The organism is Paenibacillus montanisoli (assembly GCF_003268025.1).
Taxonomy (GTDB): domain Bacteria; phylum Bacillota; class Bacilli; order Paenibacillales; family Paenibacillaceae; genus Paenibacillus_Z; species Paenibacillus_Z montanisoli.
Genome location: NZ_QLUW01000001.1, coordinates 787,068 through 811,067, shown reverse-complemented (window position 1 = coordinate 811,067; position 24,000 = coordinate 787,068). Strand labels below are relative to the sequence as shown.

General features: G+C 50.1%; 20 protein-coding genes and 1 pseudogene. 5 read left to right on the top strand and 16 right to left on the bottom strand.

Translation table 11 applies throughout. The annotated features are described in order from the left end of the window. Positions 1-2 precede the first annotated feature (2 nt). The 4 genes and pseudogenes from DL346_RS03550 to DL346_RS29385 all read right to left on the bottom strand — a co-directional run bounded on the left by DL346_RS03550 (position 3) and on the right by DL346_RS29385 (position 3,648). Positions 3-1,106, bottom strand: coding sequence for a Ger(x)C family spore germination protein (locus DL346_RS03550; RefSeq protein WP_112880689.1), 1,104 nt, complete (start codon positions 1,104-1,106; stop codon positions 3-5). Continuing rightward, positions 1,103-2,200, bottom strand: coding sequence for a GerAB/ArcD/ProY family transporter (locus DL346_RS03545; protein WP_112880688.1), 1,098 nt, complete (start codon positions 2,198-2,200; stop codon positions 1,103-1,105). Before DL346_RS03545 ends, DL346_RS03550 begins: the two co-directional genes overlap by 4 nt. Then, positions 2,187-3,340 (bottom strand): annotated as a pseudogene (locus DL346_RS03540) (spore germination protein). Before DL346_RS03540 ends, DL346_RS03545 begins: the two are co-directional and overlap by 14 nt. After that, the gene (locus tag DL346_RS29385) at positions 3,241-3,648 is read right to left on the bottom strand and encodes a hypothetical protein (protein WP_240633013.1); all 408 of its coding nucleotides are present in this window, start codon (positions 3,646-3,648) and stop codon (positions 3,241-3,243) included. Before DL346_RS29385 ends, DL346_RS03540 begins: the two are co-directional and overlap by 100 nt. Positions 3,649-3,835: 187 nt before the next feature. On the opposite strand from DL346_RS29385, the gene DL346_RS03530 reads away from it, so the two are divergent. Further along, positions 3,836-4,819, top strand: coding sequence for a diaminopimelate dehydrogenase (locus DL346_RS03530; protein ID WP_112880685.1), 984 nt, complete (start codon positions 3,836-3,838; stop codon positions 4,817-4,819). Between the two features lie 52 nt (positions 4,820-4,871). Here DL346_RS03530 and DL346_RS03525 read toward each other — a convergent pair whose 3' ends face one another. The 6 genes from DL346_RS03525 to DL346_RS03500 form a co-directional block, all read right to left on the bottom strand. Continuing rightward, positions 4,872-6,965: a DUF5054 domain-containing protein gene (locus DL346_RS03525; RefSeq protein WP_112880684.1), complete on the bottom strand. Its 2,094-nt coding sequence runs from the start codon at positions 6,963-6,965 to the stop codon at positions 4,872-4,874. 15 nt (positions 6,966-6,980) lie between these two features. Beyond that, on the bottom strand, positions 6,981-7,874 hold the full coding sequence (locus tag DL346_RS03520) for a carbohydrate ABC transporter permease (protein ID WP_112880683.1): 894 nt from the start codon (positions 7,872-7,874) through the stop codon (positions 6,981-6,983). 16 nt (positions 7,875-7,890) lie between these two features. Further along, positions 7,891-8,781 carry an ABC transporter permease gene (locus DL346_RS03515; RefSeq protein WP_112880682.1) on the bottom strand — a complete coding sequence of 297 codons (891 nt, stop codon included), beginning with the start codon at positions 8,779-8,781 and terminating at the stop codon, positions 7,891-7,893. Positions 8,782-8,856: 75 nt separating this feature from the next. Then, positions 8,857-10,578 carry an extracellular solute-binding protein gene (locus DL346_RS03510; RefSeq protein WP_112880681.1) on the bottom strand — a complete coding sequence of 574 codons (1,722 nt, stop codon included), beginning with the start codon at positions 10,576-10,578 and terminating at the stop codon, positions 8,857-8,859. 142 nt (positions 10,579-10,720) lie between these two features. Continuing rightward, the gene (locus DL346_RS03505) at positions 10,721-12,505 is read right to left on the bottom strand and encodes a sensor histidine kinase (RefSeq protein WP_112880680.1); all 1,785 of its coding nucleotides are present in this window, start codon (positions 12,503-12,505) and stop codon (positions 10,721-10,723) included. Then, complete coding sequence (locus DL346_RS03500) at positions 12,502-13,905, bottom strand: response regulator transcription factor (protein WP_165822355.1); 1,404 nt, start codon at positions 13,903-13,905, stop codon at positions 12,502-12,504. Before DL346_RS03500 ends, DL346_RS03505 begins: the two co-directional genes overlap by 4 nt. 167 nt (positions 13,906-14,072) lie before the next feature. On the opposite strand from DL346_RS03500, the gene DL346_RS03495 reads away from it, so the two are divergent. Next, positions 14,073-14,960 (top strand): LysR family transcriptional regulator, encoded by an 888-nt coding sequence (locus DL346_RS03495; protein ID WP_112880678.1) that lies wholly within the window; start codon positions 14,073-14,075, stop codon positions 14,958-14,960. A gap of 80 nt (positions 14,961-15,040) precedes the next feature. Here the strand turns inward: DL346_RS03495 and DL346_RS03490 are convergent, their stop codons facing one another. Continuing rightward, complete coding sequence (locus tag DL346_RS03490) at positions 15,041-15,475, bottom strand: response regulator (protein WP_165822354.1); 435 nt, start codon at positions 15,473-15,475, stop codon at positions 15,041-15,043. A 100-nt stretch (positions 15,476-15,575) separates the two neighbouring features. Here DL346_RS03490 and DL346_RS03485 point away from each other — a divergent pair, with 100 nt between their 5' ends. Both DL346_RS03485 and DL346_RS03480 read left to right on the top strand, forming a co-directional pair. Then, complete coding sequence (locus DL346_RS03485; RefSeq protein ID WP_206098467.1) at positions 15,576-16,238, top strand: GNAT family N-acetyltransferase; 663 nt, start codon at positions 15,576-15,578, stop codon at positions 16,236-16,238. Positions 16,239-16,366: 128 nt separating this feature from the next. Beyond that, positions 16,367-17,002, top strand: coding sequence for a hypothetical protein (locus DL346_RS03480; protein ID WP_112880675.1), 636 nt, complete (start codon positions 16,367-16,369; stop codon positions 17,000-17,002). 400 nt (positions 17,003-17,402) lie between these two features. Here the strand turns inward: DL346_RS03480 and DL346_RS03470 are convergent, their stop codons facing one another. After that, positions 17,403-18,167, bottom strand: a complete 765-nt coding sequence (locus tag DL346_RS03470; protein WP_112880673.1) for an SDR family NAD(P)-dependent oxidoreductase — start codon at positions 18,165-18,167, stop codon at positions 17,403-17,405. A gap of 113 nt (positions 18,168-18,280) precedes the next feature. Here DL346_RS03470 and DL346_RS03465 point away from each other — a divergent pair, with 113 nt between their 5' ends. Further along, on the top strand, positions 18,281-18,673 hold the full coding sequence (locus DL346_RS03465) for a MerR family transcriptional regulator (RefSeq protein WP_112880672.1): 393 nt from the start codon (positions 18,281-18,283) through the stop codon (positions 18,671-18,673). A gap of 50 nt (positions 18,674-18,723) precedes the next feature. Here DL346_RS03465 and DL346_RS03460 read toward each other — a convergent pair whose 3' ends face one another. Genes DL346_RS03460 through DL346_RS03445 form a run of 4 tightly spaced genes read right to left on the bottom strand, consistent with a single transcriptional unit; the run spans position 18,724 to position 23,919 of the window. Continuing rightward, entirely contained in the window at positions 18,724-20,865 is a 2,142-nt protein-coding gene (locus DL346_RS03460; RefSeq protein ID WP_112880671.1) for an MMPL family transporter, read from the bottom strand. Positions 20,866-20,895: 30 nt separating this feature from the next. Next, on the bottom strand, positions 20,896-22,035 hold the full coding sequence (locus tag DL346_RS03455) for an NAD(P)/FAD-dependent oxidoreductase (RefSeq protein ID WP_112880670.1): 1,140 nt from the start codon (positions 22,033-22,035) through the stop codon (positions 20,896-20,898). A gap of 5 nt (positions 22,036-22,040) precedes the next feature. Beyond that, positions 22,041-22,775 carry a methyltransferase domain-containing protein gene (locus DL346_RS03450; protein ID WP_112881761.1) on the bottom strand — a complete coding sequence of 245 codons (735 nt, stop codon included), beginning with the start codon at positions 22,773-22,775 and terminating at the stop codon, positions 22,041-22,043. Then, positions 22,768-23,919, bottom strand: a complete 1,152-nt coding sequence (locus DL346_RS03445) for a type III polyketide synthase (protein ID WP_112880669.1) — start codon at positions 23,917-23,919, stop codon at positions 22,768-22,770. The genes DL346_RS03450 and DL346_RS03445 overlap by 8 nt, the downstream gene beginning before the upstream one ends. Positions 23,920-24,000: the final 81 nt, after the last annotated feature.

The window sequence follows — 24,000 nt, the reverse complement described above, 5'->3', positions numbered from 1 at the left end:
CCTTAATTAATGCTTCCCGTATGATTGATTTTCACCTTCACGCTGACTACAAACCGGACATCGGGGAAATCCTTCTCCCAATCGAGGCTCTTCCATACCTCCGGATGAAAGGCCCGAATCCGCGCCCCTATGCCGTACAAATCGCAGTTGCCTTGCCGCAGCTTCTCGATGACCGCTGTCGCCTTCTCCGTCACGAGCTCCGACAGCTTCCGGTTCCATTCCGCTATCTTGGTTTCGGCATTCAAGTCTTTGCCGTTATATTCCTGTACGTAAGCAGTCACCGCATTGTCAAGCTTAACCGTGATATGACGCCTGTCCTTGACCCCTATCTTTATCTTCGTATCCGCGTTCAAGATACCCAACGTCATGTAGTTGTTCGACTTAAGGGTTTGATTTTCTTTTACCTTTAGCGTCAATTTGGCGACTTTCGGCTTGTCCTTCGTGAACAGCACGGCAAGCAGCGACTCTTCCGAACGGAGCGTCCCTGTCATCCGGTCATCGTGGATAATAGCGGTGCCGCTGAACTGGCTTTCGCCCTCTTTAAGCTCTATATAAGGAAGAAGCAGATCCTTGCCGGGCTGCGGAATGATATCGCCGATCGTGCCGACGTTCTCTCTCGGCAGGATGGAGTCCTTCTCCAAACTGACTACGAGCTCGGCCAAATAAGGCCCGACCAAAGGATCCCTCTTCGCGACGGCTTCCATGACGGCTTTCGCTGATCCCTTTACGATGGCGATTTTGGCCCCGAAGTTCGAAAGCCGGTCACGGTACAATATATTTAACGGACCCAAGATGCTCTGTCTTGCCAGCTCTTCATTCAATAGAATCATCTGGAGCTCCGAGTTATCGGCGGTCTTCTCGATTTTAAAGTCGATCCCGGCACGGGCATTGCGGACGGTATGTCCGATGGCTGTTTCGATGATCCCTTTCTCCTTAGCCGCCTTCCCAGTGAACGTGGACATCGATAGCTCGATCGCCCCCTCCTCCCCTGGATCGATCCCCCCGCACATGACCAAATGGTTGTCCTTCAGCAGGCGCTGATCCCAGCAGCCGGCCAGGACTGACAATGACAAAACAAGCAGAAACGGAATCCGGCTTCTTTTCATGCCGCTTTCCCCCTTCCCCCGCCTTGCTTCAATAACGAGCCGACCAAGATCACAAGCGGCAGCAGTGCCAGCGTTACCAGGGCATAGAGCTCCAAGTAAGGCGTCCAATTCGCAACCGCGAACGGATTGTTTTGCACCAATGCAAGCACGAACGGCACCAGTCCTACCCATAGTACGAATTTATGGCGGCTAGTTCCGCCGCAAACGAATTTCGCGCTCTCAGAACCCATATACAAGAAGCCTACGAATGAGGTAACCGCCGATACGATCCAGAAAGACAGGAAGATCATATCCAGCCGTTCAATCACGACGACCGTAAAACGGCTAAGCATATACATGACTGGCTCCGGTACTTGATCGAGCCTCTCGGAGGATAAATAGAAGAGGCAGGTCATCGTGATCAGGATGTACATCGCAATGACGTACCAGATCGAAAGCGATACGTTTCGAAGCTTCTTGGACGGCTGCCCTTTCACCTTCGGTTGTACGATAAGCAGCACTTCAAATCCGAGCAGCGCCAGCAGGGTCGATTTGGCGCCAAGCAAGATGGACGGAACAGGCGTACGGCCTACCGGCAGCAGATTCAGCCAATCACCATGGCCGTGCGATAGCAGCAGGATCAATATGAAAAATAGATGCAAAATCGTCACGAGAAAGAAGAACCGCGCGATCGCCTGCACGCTTTGCCTGCCCATATAGACGCCAACGAGCAGAACAAGCCCGAGCGTAACCCATTTCGGCGTTTGGGGATAGGCCCATTTGTAGAGTACCGAAAAGGTGTTCAGCATAGACAGCATATTGACGAACATGAAATAGCCCGTATAGAGAAGCGCGATACCGCGGCTGATCCATTTTCCCAGCACATGCTCGCTGATCTCGAAGAAGGTAAGCCCGGGATGCCTCCTCATAACCCCCCATTGCAGCAGGACGACCAACTGGACGATCGCGCCGGCAATGAGAATGGCCATCCAGCTGTCCTGCCTGGCATTCTCATGGACGCTGTGGGGAAGCGAAATCACTTCCGTGCCGATCATGATTTGCGCCACCATCGTAAACAGCTGGAGCTGGGAGATGCGGCTTCTATTCCGTTTCATCCGTTTTCCATCCCCGGGAGTAAGTTTCGCGCACCCGCTTGATTGACCTGCTGTCCTTCGGCCGCTTATCCATCAGCCACAGCGGGAACCGAAAAATCGTATCCTTGAAATCCGCCCAGCGGCCGGTCGACCAAGGCGCAAAGTACGGCGTGCCGAACGATTCCAGCGCGCACAGATGCATGAACAGAACGGATAGGCCGAGCACGATGCCGATGAAGCCGAACGTAGCCGCCAAGATCATGAGCGGGAACCGGAGCAGCCGCAGCGACGTCACCATCTCGTTCGACGTCACGACGAAGGAAGCCGTAGCCGTAATCGTAATCGCGACGATAATAACCATGACATTGGAAACCAAATTTGCTTCGACGACGGCTTGTCCGATGACCAAACCGCCGACGATGCCGATGACCGGACCGATGGAGGTCGGCAGCCGGACGCCCGCTTCCCGGATCAGCTCGATCGTCAGCTCCATGATCAGCGCCTCGACCAGCGGCTGAAACGGAATCTGTTCAATCGATTCTTTAATCGGTATAAGCAGCTTGATAGGCAGCGTTTCGAAATGAAAAGCCACGACGCCGATATAGATGGCGGGCAGCGTGATGGCAATCGTAAAGCACACGAGCCGTACGAAACGATAAAACGAGCCGACGAAGAACCGGCTATTGTAATCGTCCGGCGATTGGTAGAACGCGAAGAAGGTGACGGGAAGCACAAGCGCGGTCGGACTTTCGTTCGAAAACATGACGACGCGGCCTTCCATGAGGTTATACGCAGCCCGGTCCGGACGATCCGTATTCAGCAGTTGGGGAAACGGCGAGAACGGCGCATCCTCGACAAATTCTTCAATGAAGCCAGGGGACATGACCAAGTCCGTCTTGATGGCGCTAATTCGCTTAGTGATTTCCTTGACCAATTCGGGATTGGCGATGTCGTTCATATAGAGAATGGCAACCTTCGTTTTCACTTCGGTACCTACCATGAAGGTACGGATGACAAGCTGCTTGCTCGGATGCGCGAACGAATCAGGTTCAAGTTGACGTTCAGGTTCTCGATGAAGCCGTCATGCGCGCCGCGGACGATTTTCTCGTTATCGGGCTCATCCACCGACCGGAGAAAATGCGATTTAGCCGCGACGGATATGGCGTTCCTCTCGCCGGGCAGGAGCAGCACCGCATAGCCATGATCAGATCCTCGAGAACCTCATCCATTCGTTCTCTCGTATGGACTTCGCGTGCCGTTATGCGTTCGAGCACGGGCCGATCCGTGTTGCGGCTGATCGGATCAAGCACATGCGCATGGATTAACTTTGCATCGGTGATCGTATCTAAAAAGAGAAGCTTTCCGGTGATAGTCGGGAGCAATACATCGTGGACGAGCAGATCGTCCGATTCATGCAGCGCCTTGCGTATGGCGTTCACGTTATCTTCGCATGAAGCTTGGAGCAGCATAGCCATCCTCCTTTCACACGTATTATGTGCTGATAACTGGGAAATATATGAGCGGCTCTGAACCTCTCTTTTTCGATGAAAATCGACTTTTTCCAAATCTTTTAGTTTACATTCTATGTAATATCTTTATACTGAAAATCAGACATCTTAAATAAGTATGTGAATCCAAATTCGGGAGGACTTTGAAGTGCAGCAAACGATCAAACTAGGCATTGTAGGCTATGGAAACCTCGGCAGAGGCGTAGAGAAAGCGATTCGTCAAAATCCGGACATGGAGCTTACCGCGATCTTTACGCGCAGACAGCCCGAGCAAATGAGCGGCGCGGAAGGCGTACGCTTCGAGCATATTTCGGCAATCGAGCAGTACAAAGGCATTATCGATGTGATGATTCTGTGCGGCGGCTCGGCTACCGATCTGCCTGAGCAAACGCCGGTTATCGCGCGCATGTTCAACACCGTTGACAGCTTCGATACGCATGCGAAAATTCCGGAATTTTATGAAGCGGTGAATGCGGCTTCCGTTGAAGCCGGCACGCTTAGCATCATTTCGACAGGCTGGGATCCAGGTCTCTTCTCGCTGAATCGCTTGCTCGCGGAAGCGATCCTGCCGGTAGGAACGGACTATACGTTCTGGGGCAAAGGCGTCAGCCAAGGCCACTCCGATGCCATCCGCCGCGTACCGGGCGTCAAAGCGGGCGTTCAATATACGGTGCCGGTTGAAGAGGTCATCGACCGCATCCGCGCGGGCGAGACGCCAGAGCTGGCTACGCGCGAGAAGCATTTGAGACAATGCTTCGTCGTCGCCGAAGAGGGCGCGAATAAGGAAGAAATCACAAGCACAATCGTGAATATGCCGAACTATTTCTCCGATTACGATACGACTGTAACCTTCATCACCGAAGAGCAGCTAGCTGCCGAACACCAAGGCATGCCGCATGGCGGCTTCGTCATCCGCAGCGGCATCACCGGCGAAGGCACGAAGCAAATCATCGAGTTCGGCTTGAAGCTGGAAAGCAACCCTGAGTTTACGGCAAGCGTTCTGGTCGCATGCGCACGCGCAGGCCACCGCTTGAGCCAAGAAGGCAGCAAAGGCGCGAAAACGATCTTCGATCTCCCGATCGGCTACTTGTCGCCGAAATCGGCGGAGCAGCTTCGCCGCGAATTGCTGTAAGCGATCGTGTAAAAGGTGGCCCTTATATAAGGGCCGCCTTTTTTGATGTTCATTATTTATCCTCGATACGAAGCACAAAGCGATACGTCATATTTTCCTCGAACCACATCCGGAAATTCGTTCCCCAGACATTGTTATGCAGATTAAAATGCATGCCTCCTTCGAGCGGAGCAAAGCGCTGGTCGAACCGCAGCATCCGCTTCTCACCGGGAGAAACGATCGGCGCATCAAGCGTTTCCAGCTGAATTTTGGCGTCGCTTCCTTCGTAATAAACGCCTGTATTTACGGCATGCATGCTTCTGTTTCCATTTTTCACGACATCGAGCGGCGATACGAGCGCTCCCATTTTGTCGAGCTTCCATTGATTGGCGTTGTCCACTTTAAGGTTTAACGAGAACCAGGACGCTTCCGGCAGCCGGTAGGCCTGTTTATCAAACCAGCTTAATTCGGTCTCGATCTTCTTCTGTTCTTTGTAAAATTTATATTGGATATGGACCTCTCGCGGAGCACCATGCACTGTCACGCATTCTTCTTCCATTTCGAGCCGCAGCTGCACAAGGTCGTAGTCCTCCTCCGATCGAGCCGCGATACGATTAAGCCGTGGCGAGAAACGAAGGTGCGCTGGTCGCGGCTCCGCAAATTCCATGCCTGGTTTACCGAAGTCCGCATCCGCCCAGCTGTGCGTTTGCTCCCACTTCTCGACATAGTCTAGGAACCACGCGTTATAGTGATCAAGACCAAGCGTTTCATATTCATAGGTTCCTAAACGATGCCTCTCATCCGCCCAAACCTTTCCGTCCCGATCGGTTAGCCCGCAAATCGAACCATCTTGATCGAACTCGACGAGGAAGCACCCCAAATTGTACTTGCGGCGCACGCGGAGCTCCCGTTCGGACTGCATCACAGCTCCGCTCGGAGTCAGGCTGGCGATCGATTGAAGCGCTTCATCCTGCTTATCCTTAGATAACGATGCCATGGCCCGGCTCAAGTAATCCCGTTGCTCCTGCCAGGACCGCTCGAATCTCGAAAAGGTTTTCGCACCGGACTTGCCCTGCAATTCCGAAGACAGGTTAGAATCCAATGAAAAATAGCCAAGGTAGCTGTATTTAGCCGGCACCGCATCATTGGCAACAAGATCGGCCTCTCTTGCGGAATGAAAATCCCGGACAGAGTAGTTCTTGAAATCCGTTAAATATTTTTTCTCGTCCATCCCCCAGGTATGCTCGGGAATCAAGATCAGCTGATCGCAGAAGCCGGCATATTCCGGGCTAGCGGGATCCAGCCTGCCTTCCTGCAGCCATTTGTCGCGCAACCGCAGCAGCTCTCGGTATTGCGAAATTTTGAGCGGGTCCGAAGCCGCCCCGTGTATCCACGAGTCTCCGATTTCCTCCGTAATCACGGGTAGACGGTCTTTGATCGTCAGCAATTTCTCGGCAAACGCATTCATCGTAGACGCCTCAATGTCGGCCTCCGGATATTGCTCGGCAAGTCTGGCGAATTCCAGTTTGATCTCCTCTGCTGATGGCGGACCTGCATTATCGCCCGTATGCGCGAAGTACATCGCCTCATCGCAACCTGCGACTGCGGTCAAGTTGCCATAAGTTCCCGCATAATTGACGATAAGCTCGGAGCCGTCCTTCCCTCTCCATATGAAAATGTCGGGTACGCTCGGAGCTTTCGAGGCCGGATTGACCCCCAGGTGCAAATAATGGATGCCATACTTGGCCATATGCGAAACCATGCCGATCGTATGGCCGGGCACATCGGTCATTTTGGCTGCAATCGTATGCTTACCGTATCTTGCATTCAGTCGCTGCGCGATCGATAAGCCATACTCGAACAGCAGCGGATCCAGTAGCTCGGTATGCGTCGTAAACGGCAGCCCATGCCATACGATGCTTCCTTGAGCAATGGCCTCTTCCATCTCACTGCGCGCTTCCTCCGAAGCCTGCTTGAGATATTCATGAATGAGCCAGGAACCTGTCGTCCATACGAATTGCTCCCGTCCGTTTTCCAGCCGCAGCTGCTTCGCCAGCTTGATCGCTTCGGGAATAAAGGACTGGAAATATTGTTCACTGACTTTATGCGCATAATCGGTAAATCCGATATCCAAATGGGTCTTGAAAATAACATGGATTTTTTTCACTGTCTGCCTCTCCCTCTATTCTTTCACCGAACCAAGTACGATGCCGTGAACGAAATATTTTTGCAAAAACGGATAAATGAGCAGCAGCGGAATCATCGCCACGATCAGCTTGGCTGAGTTCAGCGTCTTGTCTGACGCCTTCGACAATTCTATTAATTGCTCCGTCGTCAGCGTTTGCATTAGCGCTGGATCAATCCGAACGACTAGCTGTTGTATATAGGTCTGAAGCGGATAGTTTTCCGGCTTATTCATATAGATCAATCCGTCGAAGAATGAGTTCCAATGACCGACAATACTGAACAACGTAACTGTCGCCAAAGCAGGCATCGAGACCGGAATAAAAATGCGGATTAGCGTATACCAAGGTCCGGCACCGTCAACGACTGCCGCTTCCTCGAGCTCTTTGGGCAAATTCCGGAAAAAATTCATGATGAGAATGACATTGAAAATCGGGACTGCGCCAGGCAAAACGAGCGACCAAATCGTATTTTGCAAATGTAGTTCCGTAATCGTCATATAGAGCGGGATGAGGCCGCCGGAGAAGAGCATGCTGAACACCAGATACCACACGTAAAACTTTCTTCCCGGGAACATTTTGTTATCTCTAGCTAACGGGTAAGCCATAATGACGGTCAATACGAAGTTAATCGCTCCGCCAAGCAGCACTCTTTTCACCGAAATAAGAAAGGCTGCAAAAAATTTATGGTCCTCCAGTATGATTTTATAAGAAGATAGATTGAAGCCAACAGGCCAAGCAAATACCCTACCGGCATTTACCGCCGCTTTATCACTGAAAGAAAGCGCAATCGTGTACCAGAGAGGGAATAAAGATATGCAAGCCACAATGGCTAAGAGAGCAAAGATAACGATATCTGCACCGCGGGTGCCCCAAGATTTTGAAAGAACCATGCCTAGACCCCTTTCTCTAGAAGATGCGATAGTTTGCAAATTTGTCGGCTAATTTATTAGAGACGGCAATTAATATAATGGCAATCACGGACTTCAGCAGTCCGACAGAGGTAGCCAATCCGTATTGCGCTTCCACTAAGCCGATGCGATAGACGTACGTATCCACAATATCGCCAGTCGAGTATACGAGCGGATTGTAGAGGTTAAATACTTGATCGAATCCGGCGTTCAGAATATTACCGAGGCTAAGCGTCGATAACAACACAATCGTAGGCATAATGCCGGGAATCGTCACATGGAACAACTTGCGGGTCCTCGAGGCTCCGTCGATCTCAGCCGCTTCATAGAGCGAGGGATTAATTCCCGCAAGTGCAGCCAAATAAACAATGGCGCTGAAACCAAACTCTTTCAGCACATCGCTCCATACGATAATATGGCGAAAATACTGATTGCTGGCCAAAAACATAATGGGATCGACGTGAAACAAGCCTATGATCTGGTTTACAATTCCGTCTATGGATAGCATCGCAATCAATATGCCGGATAAAATAACCCAGGACATGAAGTGCGGCAAATAAACGATGGTTTGAACCAGCCGTTTAAAGGAACGCACGCGAATTTCGTTCAGCAATAATGCAAAGGTGACGGGGATGATCATGCCAAGGACAATCTTCATGGAAGCGATAACAATTGTATTGACAAACACGCGTCTGCTGTCCGGAAGCTGAAACATAAATTTGAAATTATCAAGCCCCGCCCAGTCTTGCTTGAAGATCGGAATTCCCGGAATAAAGTTTTGAAAGGCGATAACGACACCAAAAATCGGAATCGTGCTGAATACAATAAGAAGCAAAATCCCCGGAAGCAGCATCAAGTGATAGTTGAGTAGCCATTTTTTCGATATCATTAGTGTTCCACCCATCATTTAAGTAGTGATATAAGGAAAGCGCCAGCTTATCAGAGTTGGCGCTTTCCCATCATGCTATTTGTTTGTTTCCTCAGCAATCTCCTTGAGAATTTGTTTTCCTCCAAGGCTATTCCATTGGTCTACGAACGTATCGAAGCTGTCCAGCGGTTGTTCGCCCATAATAATTTTAAGGAACGTTTCGTTCTCGAGCTTCTCCAGTATCGACCACTTCGTAGCCATCGTCTTTGTTTTACCCCAGAATTGATTCCGCGTAATGACAACGTGATCGTCATTCATCAATGCAGCACCTTCAAATCTAGCGGTTGCATTAGCCCAAGCGGCCAAGTCTTTCTTAGGATCAGCTTGATTCTTGAAGTAATCCGCATACCAGCTTTTAAGCTCGGTATCTAACGATGAATCGTCTTTGGCATCGACGGCTGCTTGAGCCTGCGCATGCGTGTCATATACCGTTGTCTCTGGGCCGACTTGCAGCGTATATGGCCACAATTCCCATTTTTGTACAATCTCTTGATGATCTTTGTAAATATTCAGCGCATCAGGATCAATTTTTCTAATTCCGTTATATTCTACATTCAGTACACGGACGACAGCATCCGGATGCTCGTAACCTTTCCTTACGACAAGGAAACTGCCGGTCGGATCTTGGTCAACGGTATTGAACTTACCGTCCGCATCGAGAGGAGCGATATAAGGCTTCCACTCCGCTTTCGGATCATTCTTAACCGAATCATTCAGCGGCCAATAGGATATCCACCATGGTCCGAAGACGATGCCGACTTGGTTGTTAGCCACGACCTCAGCAGGATCCTTGCGGATGGCGAACTGCTTGTCGATAATGCCTTGTGCATACATGTCGCGCAACTTGCCCAAAGCTGCTTTCATCTCCGGCAATGTCGAGCTGTATACGAGATTTCCTGAAGCGTCCTTCTGCCATTGACCCTTGGTTGCATGGAACGTACTGAAGATCGGATCAAATCCGCCAAAATTATTCCAGCCGGCTAGGGACGGAACGCCGGTAATGCCAAGCGTATCATGCTTGCCGTGACCGTCAGCATCATTATCAATGAACGTTTTGGCTACTTGATTCAGCTCATCTAGTGTTTTAGGCACTTGAAGGCCGTATTTATCGAGCCAGTCCTGGCGAATCCACATAATATTGTATTGCTGACCGATATTTGTATTTGGAAGCGCCATCAATTTACCGTCAAACGTCGCTCTTCCCAGAACGCGATCGCCATAGGAATCATAGTACCCTTTAATAAGCGGACTGATGTTGTCTTTATAAACATCTGTCAAATCTTCAATGAGATCTGCCGCTACCAGCTGCTTGAGCTGCGATTCGTTTACAATGAAGGCATCCGGCAGATCGCGGCTCGCCATGGATACACCCATCTTCTGATCATACGCCTCGGGAGTTTCCACCTGCCAAGCATGCGTCACCTTAACGTTTAATTTCTGTTCGACATAACGTGTGAACTCATTGTTTTCAACTGTATCCCCGTTTGGAAAAGTAATATTTTTCGAGTTTATTAATTTGGAAATTTTGAGTGAGATCGGCTGATCGAATTTACCGAATGGATCCGGCTTAGCCGCATCGGACGAGGTATTCGACGCAGCCGGTTCATCCGAAGACGTAGTTGTATTCGTTGACGTGTTGGTGGTCGTGTCAGCCGTTGTGTTGCTAGCGATATTGCCGTTGTTGCCTCCGCAAGCGCTTACCAAAAGCATGAGCGAAACTAGACTAAGCGCTGCCCATTTGCCCTTTTTCTCCTTCATCCTTCTTCCCCCTAGATGATTGTTTGGTGGACTACGTCTCTATCTTACCTGCGAAAGGACAAATGCTGAGAGGGAAGCCTGCTCATCGTGGTGCGAATATCGTTCCGGATTGGCTTTACTCTTCTCTATAAAATCCATTTTCTCACCCGCTGTAACCATATTCATACCTCTTGCTGCCCGCTGCCTCGGTTACATGGAGAGGGATCATCAGCATAACGACCGTTCCTTCCCCGATCCTGCTCTCGATCGTGAACCGGCAATCGTCGCCATAATGCGCATGAAGGACGCGTTTAACGTAATCGAGTCCGATCCCAAGCCCCGATTCTCGCAGCGGATTCTTCTCTTCCAGCATGACTTTGGCGATTTCGTCCTCCGTCATGCCTTCGCCGTTATCCTCCACTTTAATGCTCAAATAATGATCCCTGACCTTATGAATATGGAGCGTGATTTTGCCGTTCTCCTCGCTCAAGCCGTGATAAAGCGCGTTCTCGATAATGGGCTGCAGGATGAACCGGGGAACATCCGTATGATGCAGTCCATCGTCGATGTCGGTAACCACTTGAAACTCGCAATCGTACCTGACGCGCTGCAGCGCGATATAATCCCGCAAAGCTTCCAGCTCTTCCTTCAGCGCGACGATCTCGCCTTTTTTCCCAAGATTGTAATGAAGAATGCGGGCAAATACGGAAACGAGCTGATCGATCTCCGTTTGGCCCTTCATTCGGGCGAGCCATTGAATCGTATTTAACGTGTTATGGATGAAATGGGGATTAATTTGGTAGAGCAGCTTCTCCACTTCCAGCTTTCGCTTGTTGTTTTCCCTTTGTTCGATTTCAGTAATCAGATCTTGGATTCGGGTTCTCATCTGATACGATTTTTGCATGACAATGTCGAACTCTTTCACGTTGGTATAGGATACGGGGGAGTCGAATTTGCTTGATGACAACAACTGTATGTCATGGCCAACCTTCTTTAATGGGCGGTAAACCGTTCTCCACAGCACATAAGCAAACAGCAGGCTGATGGACAAGCTTCCGGATCCGATCAAGATATATTTAAGCAGCCACGTATTGAATTCTTTTTCAAAATCCTGTTTGGCAATGACGACCATTAACGTCCAGCCCTGCTCATTATGCTTGCCGAACAGATAGTAATCGCCCTGCTTTTCTTTAAACGTATCGTCCTTACGGGATATCGCATATGTCTTCCCAAGCTTGAACTTATCCGGAAGATCGCTGTAAACGATTCCGCCTTGGTCGTTGATCAATACATTCGCGGCTTTCATGCCGTATTGCTGCTTGTCCATAATTTGCTCGAACAGTTTGTTGTTCGTTTCCACGTACAGATACACTTGGTCCTCTGCCGTCAAGTACACTGGCCTTACCAAAGAGAAGACCACCTTCTTCGTCCCATACCTGTAAAGCGTCTCGTGAGGCCCGTAGAAGGTGACGGCTTTCCCTTCTGCGAGATGGGGCAGCTTATTGAAGCTGAAGCCGGGTTCTACCGCTAAGTTTTCAAACCTGACCTCGCTTTTCTTCGGAAAATAATAAAACATGACTCCGAGATTGGGGTTCGTAAAGTTAACCAGGTTCAAGTTTTGCTGAATATCCTGACTCAGCTCCATTTGCTGATAGACGCTGCCCGTCGTTAAATAGTCCGTTAATTTCTGTCCGACGCTGCCTTCATTCGTAAGCTGCAGGGAAGCATAATCCATGTTATTGAGCGTGCTTTGCAGGTTGTAGCTGCCCTGGTTTAAAGAATTAAATAAACCGCTTTCAATTTTCTTGGTCGTAATTTCTTCAATTGATCTGTACGATACCCAGCCCAGCAGCGCTAACGGGATCAATGCGCTGAGCAGCAGAATCAGGATGAGCCTATTTTTTAGCGAATGGGCTTTCCTTTGCTTCGGAATGAACGCGACCATCATACCCTCCCGCTTCTGAGGCCGAATTGTTTCCTGTGCTCCTGCGGATTGCGGCCGAATTGTTTGAAGAAGACCCGGCTGAAATACTTCTCGTCTTGAAAGCCCGTTTTTTCAGCAATGACGTATATCGGCAGATTCGTAGACTCGACCAGGAGAACCGCTTTCTTCAAACGCAAGCCTTTACTATACTCGCTGTAGGCGATTCCCACGATATCTTTAAAGCACCGGCTGAAATAGCTGCCGCTTATTAATAGCTTCGCGGCCAATTCGTCCCGGTTAAAATCATAGTCGTCCGATTCATGAATAAGCCGAACCGCTTTCATGACGACGATGATATTGTCGGAGGAATAAGGATACTGCTGCGTCTTCTTATGAACGGCTCTGCGAAACGCTTCGAGCCACGCCGTGGTTTGATACCAGAAGTATAGGTTGCTCTTACGCTCCAGCAAATCATTCAGTTCTCCCCCCTCTATGAAGGAGAACCAATAAACAAGATGCTCTTCGATCAGTTTCATGATCGTATCGCGATGCGGTCTAAGCTCTGCCAGCTCGCCGATCATCGAATGATAGACGCGGTCTTCGTAAATCCAGTTCATCTCCGACCATTTGGCCTCCAACTCCGCCCATGCAGCAGTATGCTCTTGGTCAGCAGATCCCAGCGTAAGCAGCGTCAGCAATCCGATTTTTTGCCCGGGCTGAAAGCCATAATAGATCTGCTTCGGAGCTATTGCGCAAACCGCTCTGCATATCTCGGTAACCGATTCTTCATTGATTTGCTCGATATCTGCCCATATCCAGTTTTCGTGGTTTGCAATAAAAGGCCGGATGTCGCTGTCAAAAACATGACCGGACTCCATACGAAAAAGCCAGGTGCCCCCGACAATCTCGAATACATGCTCCGTTTTATTCAGCTCTCGGGGGAAGGCGTTCGACTGTCCGGCGCAAGCGGATACGTCGACGAGCAGCGAATAATGAACGGCCTTCTGATGCAATGTACGAGCTGCGCTTGATACGTGCACTTTCTCGTTGTGATACCGGTTGACGATCCGCGTGAATATTTCTTCGAAGTTCTCCGTATCCAACTGCGTTTTTACAATATAATCTACCGCGCCCAATCGCAGCGCTTCCTGAATGTAATCGAAGTCTTGATGACAAGTAAGAACAACCATCCTCGCAGACGGAAATCTTTCTCCAACCGCTTTCATCAGCTCCAGGCCGCTCATGATCGGCATGGTCAAATCAACAAATAGGAGATCAACCTCATGCTGCTGCATGAATTCAAGCGCAATTTTCCCGTTAGCTGCCTCACCGATGATGTCGATTTGAAATTGCTCCCATGGGACCATAGCAATAAAGCCTTTTCTGGCAAGCTTCTCATCGTCTACAACGAGCGCTCTTATCATCGGAACGTCCTCCTTTTGGCAGGTTGAATGCCCTATTCGCGGTGTTTCACCTATTTCGACATTCCTTGTCGGTTTCATTATAGTAATGACGTATAATAAAGTATAATACATGTAACGTTATAATGTATGGCACTAAAGCTATATATTCGAATGGAGGTCGCCGCTCCTTGGAGCTGCTGCAACTGCAATACTTTAGAACGGCCGCGAAGCTGGAACAAATTACGAAAGCGGCGCAGGAATTGAATATCGCCCAGCCGTCGCTCAGCAAGTCGATCGCCAGGCTGGAAGAAAGCATTGGTGTGCCGTTATTCGATCGGCAAGGACGCAATATTCGCCTTAACGCGTACGGACAAGTCCTGCTTAAGCGCGTTGAGCACATGTTCCAAGAGCTTGAGGAAGCGCAACGGGAAATACAAGATATGGCTGGCTTGGATAAGGGGATCATCACGCTTGCGGTCTCGCTGACGAACCTGCTGCCGGAAATGCTTGGCGCTTTTCTGGAGCATTATCCGGACGTGCATTTTCGCCAAGTGGTCGAGCCAATGTCCGTCATGAAACAGTCGCTGGAACATGGCGAAATCGATATGTGCCTAACGTTTGCGGAGATCGAAGGCTCTGATATCGTTTGCATGCCGCTGCGCACGGAAGAGATCCATCTGCTCGTACCGGAGTCCCATCCTTTAGCCGGTCGGGAAAGCGTCGAGATAAGCGAACTGCAGAATGAATCCTTTATCGGGTTGCGGACAGGGTTTTGGTTCCGGCAATTGACAGATGACTTATGCATGAAAGCGGCCGGGTTCACACCCCGAACGACGATTGAAGTCGACGAGGTGGATGCGGTGCTGCTGCTGATCAAGAAAGGGCATGGCGTCTCGCTCGCCCCGGATTTAGCTTGGCGATCCAGAATGGATTTATCGAAGAATACCGTTAGCATTCAAGATCTCGGGGGGAATCTGACGCTAAGCCTCGCTTGGTCCGAAAAACATTACTTATCTTACGCCGCGCAGATGTTTCGGGAATTTGTGATCGATTACTTCGCTAAATTCGAGAACTAAAGATTGCTCGTTGCAAACGAGAAAAGGCGGCAGAGCCTCATGGCTCTGCCGCCTTGCATACCTTTTCCGGTACGGCCGATTTAAAGTTCATGCACTCCGTCTGTTAGATGAAACCGTGAGCCGCTTAATCCTGAGTCCACAATGTATAGCTCCAGCGTAAAGAACAGTTCAGCAAGTTCAATCGGTTTGAACACACAGCCGTTCATTCCGTATTGATCTGCCAGCTCCACAAATTCGTTCATGACCACTTCCGACATCGCGATAATCGGCGTCTTAATCCCTGTCTCCAGCTTCCGTATTTTCCGGGCGGTCATAAACCCTTCCATTCCGGGCAGGTGGAGATCCATCAAAATGGCATCATATCGTTTATACCCCGCCATCACGAGAGCATCGGTTCCATTGCTCGCTGTATCTACCGCTATTCCCCTCTCCGTAAGGATGGATCGGATCATCGCTTGATTGCATATATTCGCTTCAACCAGTAAAATCTGAACGTTTCGAAACACGCTGTCCATGCTTTTGCACCCGCATTCTATCACAGAGTTGACCTCATTATAGTAGCGGGGAGTCATTCTGTATAATACATAAATCGTTATAACATATAGAGTCAATGCCATGATAAGAAGAGGACGTGGAGAATTGGACATCCCCGATTTGAATTTATTTATGATGTGCAAATCGATGAATCCAGCTGCGGTCCGCGGCATGCCGCCGGGATTTCATGTTAGAACCTGCCGCAAGGATGAATTACATATCTGGAAGGCGATCCATTTTGACGATCCCGACACAGCTAAGAACTACCATGCCTTTATGACGGATTTCTTTCATGATGTTTACGCCGATCAAGGAGACTTGTTTTATGAGAAATGTATTTTTGTTTGCAAGGATGACGACGATTCTCCGGTAGGAACGTGCTTTATTTGGAAAGCGTATAACCAAATCAATACGCTGCATTGGTATAAGGTGAGGAAGCCGTACGAAGGCAGAGGACTAGGCCGGGCGCTGCTTTCGGTTGTCATGCTGCAGCTAACCGATGAAGATTACCCCATTTATCTGCATACGCAACCGGGCAGTTTTCGTGCGGTAAAGCTGTACGCCGACTTTGGGTTTGCTCTCTTGTCGGATCCGATTATAGGAAGCAGAACGAATGACTTGAAAGCGTCATTGCCGATTCTAGAAGCCTGTATGCCGAGAGAAGCCTTTGCCAGGCTGCAAATCATCGAAGCGCCGAAGCATTTTTTAGATGCGGTAAGCTCTTCGCCCATTAATCAGTTTTAGCTATATCTCCAAATCCCACCAGTTATAAAAACGCAGCAGCCTTCCAACAATAATGTAGGCTTTAAGGGGCAAAAGCACGAACTCCTTGGCTAAATCCATGAACTTTTATTAGGAGGAATCTCAACAACATGAATCAATTCGGCCAGCAAGGTTACAACAGCGGCATGCAAGGAAGCAGCCAATTCAATGCAAACGCATCGCAGCCGGTCCTTTCCCATTTCGGCGGCTACCAAGCACAAAATTCGCAATGGAGCCATCAGCCGCAGCAATCTTCCTCCTATACAAACGCTTGGCAGCAGCCGGTCATTTCCCACTTTGGCGGCATGCAAGCTCAACATACGCAGCAGAGCCAGCAACCGCAGCAATCGTCCTCCTATACAAACGCATGGCAGCAGCCGGTCATTTCCCATTATGGCGGCTACCAAGCTCAAAATTCGCAATGGAGCCATCAGCCGCAGCAAGCCTCCTCAATGAGCTCATTTGCAGGCAACAGCTCCTACCAGGCATCGCAGCCGGTCATTTCCCATTACGGCGGCTATCAAGCTCAAAATACGCAGCAGCAGTGGCACCAGCCATCCGCAATGAGTTTTTCCCAGCCGGTCGTTTCCCACTTTGGCGGCTATCAAGCTCAGAGTTCGCAGCATAGCCAACAGCCGCAGCAAGCATTTTCGCACATTGCGCAATCTTCGCAGCCGGTGGTCGAGCATTTCGGCGGCTATTCAAACGCCCAAACCTCCCAACAATACCGCGGCTATAATCAATAGTATCTCTACGCTAGCTGATTAAAGCCGAATGAGAAAACAGCGGACCTCGAAGGGCCCGCTGTTTTCTTCATGCATCAAGCAAATTTTCACGCAGATGTAAAGAGGTATTCGACGATGCCAATCATCCGAATAAAAACCCTGCTCGTCTGGTACGATAGTGGATAGCTATCAGATCTGGGGGAGGAAGGTCATCCATGCAAGAACTCAGATGTAAGGTGTGCAGAAAACCACCCTGTGAGATCAGCGAATACATCGTGAACGCCTGCTTGGCGAAAATCTCGCCTGATGAATACGTACGCAAAGAAGAGCTTTCATTGAATCCCCAAACCGGTCTATTTTATTGTACAAGCTGCTTTATCAAAATCGGTATGCCCTACGGCAAAGCCTAGATAGCCGCCAATTATAGGACCATCCCCCCTGATGCTTCGATGCGCTGCGCGTTGACCCAGCCCATTTCATGCGTACATAACGAAGCGATTACGCCGCCGATATCGCCAGGTTCGCCGGTGCGCCCAAGCGCGGTAATCGAAGCGATATGAGCATTCACTTGCGGGTTATCGCGGAGCGTTCCGCCTCCGAAGTCGGTTGCGATCGCTCCTGGAGCCACTGCATTCACCCGGATTCCCCGTTTGCCGAGCTCCTTCGCCCAGTAACGCGTCAATACCTCGACCGCTCCCTTCATCGAAGCGTATGCGCTGTAACCCTCCATAGCAAAGTGCGTCAAGCCGGTGGACACGTTAACGATCCCCCCGTTGTCGGCCAGCAGCGGCAGCAGCTGCTGAGTTAAGAAGTAAACGCCTTTGAAATGGATGTTCATCAAACTGTCGAACTGCTCCTCCGTCGTGCTCGGGAAAGGAGCATTTTTGCCAATGCCCGCATTATTGATTAAGTAATCGAAGCTGTCGCGGTTCCATTTGGTTTTCAATACATCGCCGAGGGACGAAACGAACGCGTCGAATGACGAAACGAGGCTTGTGTCAAGCTGCAGCGCAGCGGCTGTGCCTCCATGCTGCTCAATCTCGCGTATGACCTCATCCGCATGAGATTGCTGCGTATGATACGTTATCACTACGCCAATTCCTTTACGTGCCAACGCCAATGCAGAATTCTTGCCAAGCCCGCGGCTGCCGCCTGTAACAAGAGCGATTTTCACTCGATGATCCATCGTAAAATCTCCTTTGTCATTTCAAATGGCCTCTTGACCGGATCGATCGTTGAGGTTTAAAGTGAGCATATCGCTTCGAGTTAACTCTAAGTCAAGCACCGGAGGCTGGAAAAATGAACTACACCATTAACGAGGTCGCTCGCAAATTCGGACTCACCGCGCATACGCTGCGTTATTACGATAAAGAAGGGCTCCTTCCATTTGTCGAGCGGACCCCATCGGGCAATCGCACGTTTACGGAAGACGATTTGAATTGGATTGCCTTAATTTGCTGCTTAAAGGATACCGGCATGCCGATAAAGGAGATCAAGTCTTATAGCGAGCGGGCGCTGAAAGGTACAGAGACGATTGAAGAGCGCAAGCGGATGTTGATGGAGCACCGGATGGAGGTCGTGCGCCAAATGGAGAAGCTGCAAGAGAATTTGAAGCTGATCGACGACAAAATCGGGTTTTATAACGACCCGGCGAACATTCCGCTTATGGAAGAGCGGCTCAAGCGCAAATAAAAAGCCGCCCGCATCCATCAAGATGCAGGCGACGCTGCGGATCCTGCGCATTATTTTGACCAACCTGGCGCCCACCAGTTCCACTTGCCGAACATTCTCATTAAAGCTGGAACCAAAACCATCCTTATGACGGTTGCATCGATAAATATCGCTGCTGCGATGCCGATCCCGAGTTGTTTGACCCCGACAACTTCTCCGAAAGCAAAAGGCAGAGTTACCGCAATCATGATGGCGGCTGCAGAGTTAATGATTCTGCTGATCGAGGTCAGCCCTTCCAACACCGCTTGGCGATTATCTTGCGTCTGCTGGTAGGCTTCGAAAATTCGCGACACCAGGAATACGCCGTAATCCATACTGATGCCAAATGCCAGACCGAAGATAAATACGGGGATCATGATGGCGATGTTGTCCGGTTCCATTCCTAAGCGTCCTTCTCTAAAGATCCATACCAGAATGCCGAATGACGCCCCTAGGCTGAGCAGATTCATTGCAATTGTTTTAAGCGGGATGAGGATGGACCGAAAAGCGAAGAACAACACGATGAAGTTAGAGGCCACGATAAATAGAAACACGAACTTTATGTTGTGAAAGATAGCATCAAAGACCTCCTGCTGGTACTTCCCTTCTCCTCCTAACCGATATCGCAGATCTGAAGACTCTCCTTCCAGCTCCTGCAGCCTGAGCCAACTCCTTACAGGCCCGGAAGATGGTTCGCCCTTCAATGTAACCTGGATAAACATTTTGTTATCGTTGACAAATTGTTGAATGACAGGCTCATATTTCGATTTAATCAACGGGTTTTGAACGGAGAGGTATACCTGTTCGGGCGGCATTCGCAAGCTCGAGAACACCGAATCCACCTTTTGAACGTACGGATCGATCGCCCATTTTTGAACGAGCGCGTAGGCGTTTATCCAATCCGCTTCCGTTAATTCCGATCCTGCTCCTTGGGCGATCACATATACATTCGAATTTTTTCGTGAATCGAAATGGGTTTGGTAAACCTCGAAAGCCATACGGGAAGCATAGTTTTGCGGCAAGGATGAGGCATCCGGAATGGCAACTTTCATATGGTTTAAAGGCAGCAGCAAGCTCATCAACATAAAGGAAGCCAGCAGCGCCATTCGGACAGGCCTTTTCATGATAAAGAGGGAAATTCGATACCAGGTTTTTCTTCCATCGGTATGCGAAGGTTTGCTTCCGGATTGCAGGGCAGGCCATAAGATCGTTAATAAAGCGGGAACGAAGGTTAACGTTAACAAGACCGAAACCGCCAGTACCGTCATCGCTCCGATTGCGATGGTTGAAAACATAGGAAGCGGAATAAATAAAATCCCCACTAAGCCTAATAAGATACAAACCGCCGAGAAAAAGACCGCTCTTCCGGCTGTCTTCATTGTCGTCGTCAATGCTTCCGCTGCCGACTCCTTCTTCAGCTCGTCTCGAAACCGGCTGACCAGCAATAAAGCAAAATCAATGCTTAGAGCCAGTCCCACCATGGGTATGACATTCAGCACAAAGTTGGACAACTCGATTTTCGTCCCGAGCAAAGACATGATTCCCATCGTTCCGGTAACCGCGAACATTCCAATTACGATAGGAATAAGAGCTGCCAAGATGCCGCCGAAAGCGATCCAAAGGATGATGAACGCAACCGGAATGCCAATTCGTTCAGCCTTTATCAAATCTTGTCGGCTTGCCGAGTTCACATCGGCTTGAACGACGGATTTCCCGGTCATTTTCACCGAGATATGACGATTATCGGGCAGGCGCCTTTGAATGTCACCGATCACCTGCTTCATTTCATGAGGGCCGTTATGAAAGGCAAGCAGCGCAAAGGCGAAATTCCCTTTGAGCATTCCTTCCCTTTCCAGCGGCGAAACCATCTCGCTTAGACCGTCGACTCCCCGCAGCAGAACCAACGTTTGCTGAATAAAAAGTTGAAATTGTTGGCGCGATACGTTCTCTTTCTTTTCAAACACAAGAATAGCAGGATCCTCGGGGATGTGAAACTCGGTAGACAACAGGCGCTCCACCTGAACATAGGCTCCGTTTGGCTGTAAGCCGTGACCCTTTACTACCGTTGACAGCTTAGGCGCATAATAGCCAAAAATGACCAGGAACAAGGTCCAAAACAGGATGATTGCGATCGGATATCGATATGCGATTGCGGCAAGCTTTTGAAATCCCATGGCCTTGCTCCTTTATGGCCGATTTCACGCCTAACGTTCTTTTAACCTTGTCGCTTTAACCAATCCGAATGCCAGTCCCGGCACAAGATGCGCGGCGCTCAAGATCATTCGGGGCAAGGCCGGTACGCCGAACAGCCATTGAAGACGGCGCCCCCACATCAAGGGGCTTTTGAATTCCCTTTGTATAGAATGCGAGTATTCAGACTGCCACCCGGCAAGCGAAATCGCGCCGCGCAAATATTGTTCCGCAAGAGGGGCGCACAATAGGGCCGAACGCAGCGCCATCGACATTCCATCACCGCAAAGCGGCGGGATCATGACGGCGGCGTCTCCTATGTGCGGGACGATGTCCCATGCTACCGGCTTTCGATTCAATTGAACGGGGGCAACGGCCGCTTGAGTGCCCGGAACCGGAACGGCATTTTTCAATTTATGGTCTAGCTTCGGATTCCGGCTGCAAGCGGCCTGAATCAGTCCCAAGATCGATTTTTCGGTGTCCGGGAAAGCTTTCCGTTTCAACAATGCCGCAACATTGACGAGTCCGCCTTCAATCGGTGAAATGCCTAAATATCCGCCTTCAAAAAAATAGAGCTCGACGACGGGCTCCATATCGATCCCGCGAAAATGGGATTTCACGCCTATATGCGTATCCGCGGTGTTATCATGCGGACGATGACCAGGAAGGCCTGAACGACAATTAGCGCCCCACGCAGCGATAACGGCCCGGACTTGATAGGTTTTACTTTCCTCTCCCTGTTTCGTTGTAACCGAATACCCTTTTGCACTAGGCTGGACGGATGTTACCGTTGCTGCGGTCTGCAAAAGTACCCCTGAGTTTACCGCCGCACGATGCAAAGCGGAATCCAGCAAATACCGGCTAACCCCCATGGCCGCACCGGGCAATGGAATATCCAAAGCATTCCCTGCGCTGAAGCTAAGGCGTGTCCGATGAATCATGCTAGGCTGCAGCGATTCGACTGCGTCCCGTAAGCCCAGCGCATTCAACGTGCTTTGGGATTCGGGGGAAAGGAATTCTCCGCAAACCTTATGGCGCGGGAAGCGGCTGCGATCGATCAATACGGTATCAAAGCCTCGATCCGCCAACGTCTTAGCCAAACTGCTGCCGGCGACTCCTGCTCCTAGAACCGCCACATCCTGGATGTGATTCATTCCATTCAACTCCGAGGTTCCGAATGTAGACTTGAGCTTTTCCAGACGACGACAACATACCGAAACAGCGGTCTCCAGGCATATACCATCCTCGAAATGCCCAACGCACTCCTTAGATGGATCCAATCCTCCGAACGGAAGCCTTTAGCCACGGACAGAGGTCCATCATTAACGATATACCGGTTTTTAGAGATGATTCGCGCCGTAAGCCAGACTGCGGCCCATGGAATCCAATGCCTATGGATGTCATTGATCACTACACCGAATCGGGAAGCCTTGAGCATGCATGCAACAACCTTTGAAAGCTCATCGGCGGCAAAATGATGGACAAACTGCGTCCCTGTAACGACATCCGCGCAGCCTTCCGGCAGCTCGTACAAATCATGCCGCATCACACGTACTCGCGGTTCATTCCGATAGAACAGCCTGGCCTCATCGCAAGCTTCTTCCGTAATGTCTGCTAAGATAATTTTCATATCAATCCGGTTCTTATCCGCCCACCGCAGGATGTGCCGATTCACGTCACCGGACCCTGACCCGATATCCAAGATGGAGAAGCGATTCGGCTTTCCTGCTTCCGTCCACATACGCTGTACGCCGTAGAGCGTAGGCGCGGCTGCACCGAAGATCCGGTTGAGGACTCGAAGATGCCGCAAGGCTTCCCTTAGCTCCGGTCCCCCTGTCGAGAAGTCATCCATCAGTTCATGCTCTACAGCTCTCTGTCTGAAGCCCCTAAGCATGGGCTTCATTTAAAAGCTGTTCTTCAAGCGTGACTGGAGGGCGATAAGCGATTTGAATCATCTCGCAGGTAAGGCCTGGGCCGAATGCAAGGGCTATGCCTGCTGTCGGTCCGGATCCACGGCTTATGAGCCCCTGCCTCATCTCGTGGAGCACGAATAAAATGGTTGCCGAGGACATGTTCCCATAATTGCGCAAAACGGTGCGGCTGGGCAGGGTCTGTTCTTGCGTTAGTCCGTACAGGTCTTCCAGCGTGTCAATGATTCCCTTGCCTCCGGGATGGATTGCCCATAATTCGGGCTTGTGACCTCCACGGATCAAATGCTCGATTTGTTCGGGAATAAAGCGGCCGATCAGTTTAGGTATGTTCGTCGAAAGATAAAGATCAAAGCCGTAATTGCCGACCTCCCACACCATCTCTTCCGCAGAGTCCGGCAGGAGGATGGAATGATCGTTTCCTAATTGAAATAGGCCGTGAAGGTTCGATTCTGCAGCGCCTACGACGCAAGATGAAGCCCCGTCGCCAAAAAAAGAAGCGCCGAACAAAGCCTCTCGTTCACTGGAGGGCTGAATGTGAAGCGTGCATAGTTCAACGCAAACAATCAGGACTTTGGCGGAGGAATCACTGGCTACAATTTGCCTAGATAAGCACACGGCCTTTAATCCGGCAGCGCATCCTAGAAAGTTTAGCGGAATCCGATTGACGGTGACAGCTAATCCCAGCTGTTGGACCAATGCTGCATCCAAACCTGGGAGGAACTGTCCCGTGCAGCTCACCGTAATGAGATGAGTAATAGTTGACGGTTCCACTTTTCCGTCCGCTAATGCTTTTCTCGCAGCTTTCAGTCCGAGCGGAACGGATTCTCTCTTGTACGTTTCCATTCGTTCGGCGGTTGAAGGAACGGAATGATCGGATCGCTGCGAAAAATAACGGCAGTTATCGGCGGATTCCAGCAGGTTCGGTTCGCAGGTATAACGGGTCTCGACCCCGCATTGCTTGAATAGTCTCTTCACCCAGCGAGCCGAGTCGGGCAGCTCGCTTAATGCTTGAGTTAGACGCTGCGAAGTATCAGCTTGATCAAGACGATAATCCGGCACGGACGTGCCTATTCCTAGAATCGCTATGGCAGCTTCTGCTTGTTTCATTCCCAGCTTCATCCCCTCGCGCAATCCAATAGTAATCGGACATGCATCAATCTTTACACATGTGTATTCATAGGCTTTGAT